We start from the raw sequence: 8,249 nt of genomic DNA, 5'->3' as shown, positions 1-8,249 counted from the left end.
AGGTCGTGCTTGGCGAGGCGCCGGTCAAGGCAGCTGTGCCACGCTCGCGCTGGTGGCTTGCCGCTGCTGCCGCCGTGCTTTTGGTCGCCGGCGGGCTTGGTGGCTACCTTGCCGGCGTCGACGGCATCGGCCAGGAGGACCCGGCGGAAGATCGGCTGGCCGAGCAGGCAATCGCGGCCCATGTCATCTATGCCGCCGAAAAGCGGCATGCCGTCGAGGTTCCGGCCAGCGACAAGGACCATCTGCAGACCTGGCTGTCCAACCGGGTAGGGCTGAAGCTGGTGGCACCCGACTTGACCGCGAACGGTTTCCAGTTGGTCGGCGGCCGGTTGCTTCCGGCAGGCGAGAGCAAGGCCGCCATGCTGCTTTACGAGGACGGCAATGGGCAGCGTATATCGCTGTTCGTCACCACGGAATCGACGGAGAATGCCAAGGGCACCTACGCCGCCACGCAAGACGGACCCGAGGCCGTCTACTGGCTGGACAAGGGCTATGGCTGCGCCGTCGTCGGCTCCTTGCCGCGCGAGCGGCTGAACGAGGTCGCCAGGAACGCCTACACGCAACTTGTAAACGGGCTGGCAAGCTGAACGGCACCGCTTTTGCCGGTGCCGTCGATCCGCGAATGCTGATCCGGCCGAAGGACCTTTTGCGCCCGTCGGATCGGCGTCGGATTTGTCACAATTCGGCCCTAATCGAGGTGCGATAGCGCTTGATGAATGCCGTCGCATCGCCCCGAAAATCGGAAACGGTTTTTGGAAAAACGAGGCGAAGATTCAAGGTGGTGGAGCGGACTTCGTGCGCCCAGGTGGACGCCGGTTTTCCCAACGCCCTGGTTGGCGTCAAGGACGTGTTCGAGTAGGGCCATTTCCACCACCAATCGAGGTTTTCTGAAGCCGCATGCCTGCCGAGATCCGCACGGCCCGCGCGTCTGACGTCGATGATCTCGCCGCCATCGAGAAAGCTGTTTTCTCAAGCGACCGTATTTCCCGCCGCTCCTTCCGACTGTTCATCGAGCGTGAAACCGCCGAGACGCTGGTCGCCGAAGTCGACGGCCGCGTGGCCGGTTATGCGATCGTGCTGTTTCGCAAAGGCAGCGGCGTGGCGCGCCTCTACTCGATTGCGACCAGTCCGTTTTTCGGCGGGCTGGGTGTCGGCCGCATCCTGCTCGGATCCGCCGAAGATGCCGCCTTCGAGCACGACCGCATGATGCTGCGTCTCGAAGTTCGCGAAGACAACAGCCGCGCGATCCGCATCTACGAACGGGCCGGTTATCGCAAGATCGGGCGTGAGCCCGGCTACTATGAGGATGGCGAAACGGCACTTCGCTACGAAAAAACCTTGCGTGGCGACATTCCGATCGCCACCAAGGTGCCGTTCTACCCGCAGACCTGCGAATTCACCTGCGGTCCGTGCTGCCTGATGATGGCGATGGCCAATTTCGATCGCGGCTTCGTGCCGGATCCGGTCATGGAAATCCGCCTGTGGCGTGAAGCGACGACCGTCTTCATGATGTCGGGTCCCGGCGGTTGCGAGCCGTTCGGCCTCGCTGTCTCGGGCTACGAGAGCGGGCTCGCGGTGGAGATCTACGTCTCCTTCTATGGCGCGCTGTTCCTGCAATCGGTGCGCAGCGAGGACAAGCGCAGGGTAATGGAACTGGCGCAGGTCGACTTTCGCCGACGCGCGGAACTTTACGGCATCCCGGTGAATTACCGTGCATTCACAATCGACGATATCCGCGCTGCGATCGCTGGGGGAAAGCTGGTGCTGGTGCTGATCAGCGGCTTCCTGATGTTCGGCAAGAAGGTGCCGCACTGGGTGCTGGCGATCGGCGATGACGGCGACCATATCCTGATCCACGACCCTTGGGTCGAGGATGAAAGGCAGGAGACCATCCTTGATGCAGCCAACATTCCCGTGCCTTACGGCATCTTCATGAACATGGCGCAGTTCGGTCGCGATGGACTGCGTGCCGCCATCACTCTGGGAAAGCGTGACAGACAATGACCTGGGTCATCCTTACCGGCAGGCAGAGCGATCTCGACCAGGTGGCGACACCGCACAAGATCATCACCAATCGCGACTATCTCGCGCATCCGTCATTGTTTCGCGGCCAGCGGCCGAAGGTCATCAACCTGTCGAACAATTACGCCTACCAGAGCCGCGGCTACTATGCCTCGCTGCTGGCAAGCTCGCGCGGCCACAAGGTGATCCCGACCGTCGAGACGATGATCGACCTGTCGGAACGCAAGCTCTATGAGCACGCGCTGCCGGAACTGGAACTGGCGCTCAACAAATGCCGCAAGGATCTTGGTGGCGCCTTTCCGCAAAAGGTCTGCATCTTCTTCGGCATCGGGCCGTCAAAAATCTGGGACCGTTTCGCCAAGCTGTTGTTCGATTGGTTCCGCGCACCGGCGCTCGAAGTCCACATCAAGGACAGCGCCGAATGGGCCTCGATCCGCAAGATCGGCTTTCATCCATTGGCGCGGATGACCGAGGACGAGGAAAAAAGCTTCATCCAGTGCCTGGAAACCTACACCAACCGGGAGTGGCGCGACACCAAGGGCCGTACGCCGGCGCGCTACACCTTCGCCACGCTGGTCGACCCGCATGAGGAATTGCCGCCCTCGGAGATCTCGTCGCTGCGCTATTGGGCCAAGATCGCCGAGAAGATGGGCGTCGAAATCGAGCCGATCACCAAGCGGGACCTGGCCAAGCTCGCCAATTACGACGCGCTGTTCATCCGCGAGACCACCTCGATCTCCAACCACACCTATCGTTTCGCCCGCCGCGCCCAGCAGGAAGGCATGCCGGTGATCGACGATCCACTGTCGATGATCCGCTGCACCAACAAGGTCTATCTCAACGAGCTGATGGCCTACAACAAGGTGCCGGTGCCGCCGACGGTGATGATCGCCGGCACCTCGGATCTCGAACTGGCGGCGCAGACGCTGGGCTTTCCGCTGGTGCTGAAGATCCCGGATTCGTCGTTCTCGCGCGGCGTCAAGAAATGCGCCAACGTCGAGGAACTGAAGACGCTCGCCACCGAATGGCTGGAGGATTCCGACCTTCTGATCGCGCAGAAATTCATTCCGACCGAATATGACTGGCGTGTCGGCGTGCTCGGCGGCCAGCCGCTGTTTGCCGTGCACTATCTGATGGCCAAGAAGCACTGGCAGATCGTCAACCACAAGGCCAACGGCAAGCCCGACCAGGGCGGCATCAAGACCTTCACGCTGAAGGAAACGCCGGCGCATGTCGTCGAGACGGCAGTGAAGGCGGCGCGCTGCATCGGCGACGGGCTCTATGGCGTCGACCTCAAGGAGACCAAGGACGGCGTCTTCGTCATCGAGGTGAATGACAATCCCAACCTCGACCATGGCTGGGAGGATTCCGGTGAGAAGGACGAGGTCTGGGTGCGGCTGACGCAGTGGTTCCTGGAGCGATTGGACCGGCCGGGGCGGTAATTTGATCGGGGGGTAGGACATGCAATTTATCGTGATCGAGGACTTCACCGGCTGTGATCGCAAGGAGATCTATCGCCGCTTTCGCGACCGCGGCCGCCTGAAACCGGACGAGCTGCTCGTCCACCACAGCTGGATCGCGGCGGACATGAGCCGCTGCTTCCTGCTGGTGGAGGCCGATGACGTCACGCTGCTGCAGCGTTGGGTCATCGAATGGGCGGATCTGGTGGAATTCGAGATCATCCCCGTGGCGACAAACAAGGACATGGCTGAGGCATTGAGCGGGCACCTCTGACCATTGCCGCGTGTCACGTCAACGCAGTGCCGGCGAGCCGACTGCGCGCCGGCACTCGTCGATCAGCCACTGGCGAAACGCGTCCACGACATCGCGTCTGGCGCTGCGCTCCGGGATCGTCAGGCAATAGGGCTGGCGCAGCTCGACCATCTGGGCGAGGGGCCTGACAAGTAGGCCGTCCTCCAGCGCCTCGGCACAGTAGATCCCTTGCGCCAGCGCCACGCCCAATCCCGAAATGGCAAGGTCGAGTGCCGCGCGCGACGAGTTGGCCGAGAGCCCGCGCTGCGCTGCCCGGCCGGGTTCGATGCCGGCCGCCTCGAACCAGTTGTGCCACGACGGAAAGGACGCACCGGTCGGTCCCCAGCCGGTATGGATAAGCGGCAGGCTGGCGAGGCCTTCGGGTTTGATCGTGTCGGCCAGCCCGGGTGCACACACGGGATAGACCGCGTCCTGGACGATATCCTCGGTCGGGTGCTCGCGATAATGCGGCCCATAAGTGAGCCTGATGTCGATCAACTCACGGTCGAACGGCACCGGGTCATCCTCGCCTCTGAGCGATATGTCGACGGCGCCATGGCTTGAGACAAAACCAGTGAGACGCTGCGAAAGCCAACCCATGGCCATGGATGGCGGCACCGACACCACGAGGCGCGGGCGGAACGCATCGCCGCCCAGCTGGCGCGCGACGCTGCCGATCTCCTGGAAGGCCATGGTCAGCCTGGGCAGCATCTCGACGCCGGCCTCGGTGAGGACGGCGCGCCGGTTGACGCGATGGAACAGCTTGCGGTCCATCTGCTCCTCGACGGTGCGGATGAGCTGGCTGACGGCGGCGGCGGATACAGAAAGCTCTTCCGCCGCCCCCGCAAAGCTGCCTGTACGGGCCGCAGCCTCGAAAGCCTGAAGTCCTTTGAGAGAGGGAAGTACGGCCATGATCACCGAATAGATAAGTTCAGCTTATCTAAATCGCAGAAATCGTCATTTTTGGAAAGGTTTTTCATGCGCTACAGTGGATTCTATCAAATCCCAGCCTGGATCGAAGCCCGTGGATCATCGAGACGTAATTTCATCGTTGACGCAGGAGGAGCGCAACCGGCTGACCGCCAAGTCTGATGCCGCGGGCCTCGTTCAGCTTGCCGCTCATTGGGGTGCGATCGTGATCCTCGGATCGCTGATCGCCGCCAAAGTGCCGTTCTGGCCGCTGCTGATGCTGCCGCAAGGTCTCCTCATCGTGTTCCTGTTCACGCTGCTGCACGAGACGGTTCATCGCACGGCCTTTGAGGCGCAGCGGCTGAACGATGTCGTGGCGCGGGTGTGCAGCCTGGCGATCGTGCTGCCGGCGGACTGGTTCCGCTACTTCCACTTTGCCCACCATCGATACACGCAAGATCCCGACAATGACCCGGAACTGGCGTTCCCCAAGCCGGAGACATGGCGGCAATACCTCGTCCACATATCCGGCATCCCGTTATGGTGGGGCCACATCAAGACGCTTTATGCCAACGCCGCGGATCGTGGTCGCGAAAGCTACGTTCCGCCAAAGGGCTATGACAAGGTGCGCATCGAGGCACGCGCCATGATTGCCTTTTATGCCGTGCTCCTTCTGCTGGCCGTCTATTTCCGGCTCTCGGTGCTTGTCTATGTCTGGATTTTGCCCGCTCTGTTGGGGCAGCCGTTTCTGCGCCTCTATCTCTTGGCCGAGCACGGTCGTTGTCCGTTCGTCGCCAACATGCTGGAGAACACCAGGACCACATTGACCAACTGGCTGGTCCGCAAGCTGGCGTGGAACATGCCGTTCCATGCCGAGCATCATGCCTATCCCGGCGTGCCGTTTCATCAACTGCCGCGGTTTCATGCGCTGATCGAGCGGCATCTCAAGGTGGTCGAGCCCGGGTATGTCAGCTTCCACGAAAAGTACATCGAGACGCTGCATTGACGATGGCCGGCCTAGCCGGTCTGGCTGTGCGGCGCTCGGGATCTCAACAGGCGCTGGATCTCGGCCGCCTTTGACGGCGCGCCGATCAGAAAGCCCTGCGCCTCGGTGCAGCCATTGCTGCGCAGGATGTCGAGTTGCACCTCGGTCTCGACCCCCTCGGCGGTGACAGTGATGCCAAGCTCGGCACCCAGCCCGATGACGGTGCGAACGATCGCCGCGGTGTCGCGATTGCCGAGGTCGTGGATGAACGAACGGTCGATCTTGATCTTGTCGACAGGAAAACGCCTGAGGTAGCCGAGCGACGAATAGCCGGTGCCGAAATCGTCCAGCGCGATGCGGATGCCGAGTTCGCGCAACTGCCGCAGCGTCCTTAGCACCACCTCGCTTTCGTCCATCAGCACGGTTTCGGTGATCTCCAGTTCCAACCGACCGGCTGGCACGCCGGAGAAAGCCAGCGCCGAGATGACGCTGCGGGCGAAGCTGCCGCTTTTAAGTTGCACGGCCGAGACATTGACCGCCACGCGCAGGCCGGCGGGCCAGCGTGCCGCCGCCGTGCAGGCTTTCCTCAGCGCCCATTCTCCAAGCGGCACGATCAATCCGGTTTCTTCGGCGACCGGAATGAAGCTGTCCGGCGCCACCATGCCACGTTCTGGGGAATGCCAGCGCATCAAGGCTTCCGCGCCGACGATCTCGCCGGAGGCGATGTTCATGATGGGTTGGAAATCGAGGTCGAATTCCTGGCGCGACAGTGCGGTCCCGAGGTCGACCTCCAACGCACGCCGTGCCTGTACCATTGCGTCCATTCCGGGTTCGAAGAACCGATACAGATTGCGGCCTTCGCTCTTCGCCCGGTAAAGCGCTGTATCGGCGTTCCTCAGCAGCGTGTCGGCATCTCCGCCGTCGTCGGGGAAAACCGCGATGCCCAGGCTGATGCCGATATGCATCTCGCGGCTCTTGTCACGGAACGGTTTTCCGATTGTCTCGACGATGCGCTTCGCGAGTTTTTCAGCACTGGCAATGCCCTTGAAATTGACCTGGATGATGACGAACTCGTCGCCGCCGAAGCGGGCAACGACGTCGTTTTCATTATGCAGGCAGCGCTGCAGCCGCTCGGCCACGCTCTTCAGCAGCCAGTCGCCGGCCGGATGTCCCCAGGTGTCGTTGACTGCCTTGAAGCGATCGAGATCGAGCGAGAAGATCGCCAGCGGCGTGGCCGCCGTGTCCTCCAGCGCAAGGTCGAGCCGTTCGCGAAACATCGAGCGGTTGGGCAATCCCGTCAGCGTGTCGTGATGCGCAAGATGGGTCATGCGCTCTTCGGTGCGGCGACGTTCGGTGACGTCGTCGAAGGTCACCACCCAGCCGCCGCCATCCATCGGCCGACGTGTGACCAAAACCGTCCTGCCGTCGGTAAGATGCCGATAGGCCGAATGCATTTTTGCCGCCGCCAGACAGGCTTCGGTCTTGGCGACTTCGCTGTCGACATCGATCTTCGTATAGATGCCGAGTTCCAGCAATCGTTCGAGCGCGTCGCGGTGCGTCGTTCCAAGCGGAAAGTCCGCCGGGGTGACCTTGTAGAGCTCCAGAAAACGCCGGTTGCGCACGATCATCTTGCCGTCGGCGTCATACATCAGCAAGCCTTGCGACATGTTGGCGAGCGCTGCGTCGAAGCGGCGGTGCTGCTCCTTGAGATCCTCTTGCGCGCGGCGCTGCTCGGTGATGTCTTCATAGATCGAAACCCAGCCGCCCAGAGCCAGAGGGCGGTGCGAGATGCTGACGATGCGGCCGTCCGACAGTGTTTCTTCGTAGGTCGAGGGCTTTGCCTGATCGATATAGGGCTTGCGGATGGCGTAGAGTTCGTCGGCGGTTTGCGAGGCGACGCCGATATCGACGCTGTGGCGCAGAATGTCGAGGAACCGGATGCCGGGCCTTATCACCCTGGCGTCGAGGCAAAAGATGTGTAGGTAGTTGCCGTTGCAGATGATCATCCGCTCGTCGGCGTCGAACATGCACAGGCCGTGCGACATGTTCTCGACCGCAGCCGAAAAGCGTTGGTTCTGCTCCCGCAGTTCGTCTTCCATGTGGCGGGAGCGGTCCATGCCTTCGGCCTCCCGTTTCGGGACGGCCGAACCATCCTTGGCATCAGCGACGGGCATGAGCGCGCCTGCGGACCGTGATCGAACAAGCTACTGTGGTCGCCGCTGGTTAATTTAGCGTTTTAATGCATGTCGCCCAAAAGTGACCTCGGTTTTGGGGGAATGACATGCATAAAGACAAAGACCTAAAGCGCGTCGCGTGAATCCGTTTCAGCGCGACGCGCTTTAGCCGATTGCGGTCGCCGAAACCTGATGCCGCGACGTCTCGATCGCCGAAAACCGTTTCAGAAACGCGTTCTGCGCCCAGGTCACCGAACGTGGCGTGAAATCGAAGCGGTCGGCATTGAAGCCGCGCGGACGGCCGAAGAACTCGGTCGCCTCGGCGGTCGAAAAGCCGGCGAGCAGCGTTGCCTCGAAATAGGCGGCGATCTGGTCGGCGCGCTTGATCTCCTTGCGCAGCGCAGCAC

7 protein-coding genes and 1 pseudogene are annotated in these 8,249 nt (G+C 61.9%); 5 read left to right on the top strand and 3 right to left on the bottom strand.

Going from position 1 to position 8,249, the window contains the following annotated elements; all coding sequences use genetic code 11:
* The 4 genes from EN991_RS13880 to EN991_RS13865 form a co-directional block, all read left to right on the top strand.
* A partial coding sequence (locus EN991_RS13880) for an anti-sigma factor (RefSeq protein WP_164769048.1) occupies positions 1 to 587 on the top strand: 587 nt, incomplete at its 5' end.
* Positions 588 to 897: 310 nt separating this feature from the next.
* The gene (locus EN991_RS13875; RefSeq protein ID WP_013532575.1) at positions 898 to 2,004 is read left to right on the top strand and encodes a peptidase C39 family protein; all 1,107 of its coding nucleotides are present in this window, start codon (positions 898 to 900) and stop codon (positions 2,002 to 2,004) included.
* Complete coding sequence (locus EN991_RS13870; protein ID WP_127368967.1) at positions 2,001 to 3,464, top strand: RimK family protein; 1,464 nt, start codon at positions 2,001 to 2,003, stop codon at positions 3,462 to 3,464. The genes EN991_RS13875 and EN991_RS13870 overlap by 4 nt, the downstream gene beginning before the upstream one ends.
* 31 nt (positions 3,465 to 3,495) lie before the next feature.
* On the top strand, positions 3,496 to 3,756 hold the full coding sequence (locus EN991_RS13865) for a DUF3303 family protein (RefSeq protein WP_244514281.1): 261 nt from the start codon (positions 3,496 to 3,498) through the stop codon (positions 3,754 to 3,756).
* An 18-nt stretch (positions 3,757 to 3,774) separates the two neighbouring features.
* On the opposite strand, the gene EN991_RS13860 is transcribed toward EN991_RS13865, so the two are convergent.
* Positions 3,775 to 4,686, bottom strand: a complete 912-nt coding sequence (locus tag EN991_RS13860; protein ID WP_024503060.1) for a LysR substrate-binding domain-containing protein — start codon at positions 4,684 to 4,686, stop codon at positions 3,775 to 3,777.
* 112 nt (positions 4,687 to 4,798) lie between these two features.
* Here EN991_RS13860 and EN991_RS13855 point away from each other — a divergent pair, with 112 nt between their 5' ends.
* The gene (locus EN991_RS13855; RefSeq protein ID WP_127368966.1) at positions 4,799 to 5,689 is read left to right on the top strand and encodes a fatty acid desaturase family protein; all 891 of its coding nucleotides are present in this window, start codon (positions 4,799 to 4,801) and stop codon (positions 5,687 to 5,689) included.
* A gap of 11 nt (positions 5,690 to 5,700) precedes the next feature.
* Here EN991_RS13855 and EN991_RS13850 read toward each other — a convergent pair whose 3' ends face one another.
* Both EN991_RS13850 and EN991_RS13845 read right to left on the bottom strand, forming a co-directional pair.
* The gene (locus tag EN991_RS13850) at positions 5,701 to 7,842 is read right to left on the bottom strand and encodes an EAL domain-containing protein (protein WP_127368965.1); all 2,142 of its coding nucleotides are present in this window, start codon (positions 7,840 to 7,842) and stop codon (positions 5,701 to 5,703) included.
* A 165-nt stretch (positions 7,843 to 8,007) separates the two neighbouring features.
* A pseudogene (locus EN991_RS13845) lies at positions 8,008 to 8,249 on the bottom strand (hydrolase); the annotation flags it as partial.

Origin of the sequence: Mesorhizobium sp. M7A.F.Ca.US.005.03.2.1 (genome assembly GCF_003997795.1) — a bacterium.
Lineage (GTDB): Bacteria > Pseudomonadota > Alphaproteobacteria > Rhizobiales > Rhizobiaceae > Mesorhizobium > Mesorhizobium ciceri.
The sequence above is the reverse complement of the archived record's forward strand: the minus strand, read 5'-3'. Positions and strand labels throughout refer to the sequence as shown.